The organism is Eggerthella sp., from assembly GCF_048329335.1.
Classification (GTDB): domain Bacteria; phylum Actinomycetota; class Coriobacteriia; order Coriobacteriales; family Eggerthellaceae; genus Eggerthella; species Eggerthella lenta.
Genome location: NZ_DBFEGU010000121.1, coordinates 1 through 1264, shown reverse-complemented (window position 1 = coordinate 1264; position 1264 = coordinate 1). Strand labels below are relative to the sequence as shown.

Sequence of the window (1264 nt, the reverse complement as noted above, 5' to 3'; positions counted from 1 at the left end):
GGTCGGTTTTCTCCAGGATGCGGCGGGTGTGGGTGCGGATGGTGTTCTCGGACACGAACAGGGCATCGGCGATGACGCGCGCCGAACGGCCGCGCGCGATGAAAGGCAGCAGCTCGGCCTCGCGCCGCGTCAGGCTGAAGTCCTCGGCGATCTGCTCGAACACGGCTTCCTCGCTGAGGGGCGCGTCGTCCGGCCGGGTTTCGGGAGCTGCGGGAGCGATGGAGGCTGCGGGAGCTTCGGCCGCCTGCACGACGGGGGCGATGACGGCGGCCGGCGCGTTCGCCGGCTCTGCGGGCGGTGCGTTCGTCGCAGGTGCGGCCGCCTTCTTTTCGATCGGCTCGTCCTCCACCACGATCGGCATGCCCTTGCGACGCGTGCGGTAGAACAGTCCCAGCATGGCAAGCACGTACACTGCGCCCACCGATATACCAACGATCAGCAACGACGGGCTTCCCGGCACGAGCATGAGCAGATAGCCGATGCCGATTCCCAGCAGGCGCGCCAGGATTGACAATCCGCGCACCAGGGCGCCGATGACGAAGCCCGAAACGGCGAAGTCGTAGGAGGCCGACACCACCATGTACCAGATGATCACGTCGAACGTCCCGTAACATGCGCTCATCACGGCGTTGAGCACCACGGGGCTCGTCTCCCAGAAGAACGGAAGCACGGCGAACAGGATGACGATGACGGGCACGATGACGCGGTATGCCAAGGCCAGGTCAAGACGCTTGTGGGCGTATAGCACAAGCCCGATCAGGCATACGGCCACCACGAGGTTCGCAACGAGCGGCGCCTGGTGCGCCTCGTTCACCGATCCCACCGACAACACCGTCATCTCCCACACGAGCCCGAACAGCAGCGATAGCACGAGGCTGGCCACGATGAGCGTGACCAGCGAGGCGAGCGCCGTAAGGTAGCGTTTCGAGTCCACGGTGCGCGCGTAGCGCCCGTCGGGAACCTCTGCATGGCACCGGCGCAGGCAGACGAGCGACAGCACGGGAAGCGGCAGCATCAACAGCAGCGGCGGGGCGCTTTCGTATTCGGCCGAGAGCGAGATGATCAGGAACAGCGCAGCTGTCAGCAAAAACGCCATCGGCACGTAGAACGACGTGCGCGAGGGGTGCATGCGTCCCAGGTACTCCGCCCAGCTTCCCCAGTAGTAGCCGTAACCCACGCCCGTCAGCACCGATCCTCCCACCAGCAGCGCCATCATCGTCGCGTCGCTTCCCAGGCGTCCTGCGACATCGATGACCACGAGGCC

The 1264-nt window shown here is 65.7% G+C and carries 1 protein-coding gene; it reads right to left on the bottom strand.

Annotation, left to right across the window (positions count from 1 at the left end):
* Positions 1-1264, bottom strand: a 1264-nt coding sequence (locus ACMO6A_RS03775) for a helix-turn-helix domain-containing protein (protein WP_418470805.1), incomplete at both ends; no start/stop codon positions are given.